Annotated in this window: 2 protein-coding genes; both read left to right on the top strand. The window is 38.6% G+C overall.

The annotated features are described in order from the left end of the window. Nucleotides 1-354, top strand: a 354-nt coding sequence (locus tag GMD6S_RS09290) for an ATP-binding cassette domain-containing protein (protein WP_000297250.1), incomplete at its 5' end; no start/stop codon positions are given. Nucleotides 355-557: 203 nt separating this feature from the next. After that, nucleotides 558-1,161: Ig-like domain-containing protein (locus GMD6S_RS09285; protein ID WP_008294469.1), on the top strand; the 604-nt coding region annotated here is incomplete at its 3' end.

The raw sequence follows: 1,161 nt of genomic DNA, 5'->3' as shown, positions 1-1,161 counted from the left end.
CCTCACGAACTCAGCGGAGGGATGCGCCAGCGTGTAGCCTTGCTTCGGACCTATCTTTTTGGGCACAAGCTCTTTCTCTTGGATGAGGCCTTTAGCGCCTTGGATGAGATGACCAAGATGGAACTTCATGCTTGGTATCTGGAAATTCACAAACAGCTACAGCTGACGACCCTCATCATCACGCATAGTATCGAAGAGGCCCTCAATCTCAGCGACCGCATCTATATCTTGAAAAATCGTCCTGGGCAGATTGTTTCAGAAATTAAACTAGATTGGTCTGGAGACGAGGACAAGGAAGTCCAAAAGATTGCCTACAAACGACAAATATTAGCAGAATTGGGATTAAATACGTAGCCTTTTAGGAAATTAGAATATATTAAATACAAGCGAAATCCTTGCTTGTATTTTTTATTTCAAAGCTGATGAACATGCATGATTAGGCTTAATATTTAAAGAAATGGTAAGTTAATATAAAAATAAATAAATTTTAGTTGACATTTTGTAATGGAACTGTATAATATAATTGAACCATTATAGATAATAAGGAGGATAATGTGGTGAAAAAGAGAACTAGCAAACTCTTTCATGGCTTGATGGCCTTGCTGCTGGTTGTGTCGGTCTTTTTGCCTGCACTTAAAGTTAGCAATGTTGTTAAAGCGGAGGAACTACCAGCGAGCAGTTACACAATGAAAACTGTTTCAAAAATCAACAATAACAAACTTGTTGATGGCGCTAAGTACGGGGAAGGTAAATTCTATCTTCAACCAACTTATAGTTTCCCAAATGATGTAACCCTCAAAGATGGGGATTACATGGTGTATCATGTTCCAAACGAATTTAAAATTGAAAAAGATTCTACTACGGAATTGAAAGCACCAGATGGGCAAACAACTATTGCTGAATTGACAACTAGTAAAGCAGATAACACAGCTACTGTCAAAGTGACAAATGCTGCTTACTTTGCTAATTTGTCAGAGAACAAGGAGATTACTGCCCTGTTTACAGTCGTTTGGGCAGATAGTGTTAAACTAAACACTCCTTATCAAATTAATATCCCAGGTGACCAAGTTTACACTTTGACTCGTATCGTCCCAGATGATGACCCAACTGGATTTACTAAATGGGGAGTTCAAGACTCAGACGATCCTAACTATGTAAACT

The organism is Streptococcus sp. GMD6S (assembly GCF_000297015.1).
The sequence above is the reverse complement of the archived record's forward strand: the minus strand, read 5'-3'. Positions and strand labels throughout refer to the sequence as shown.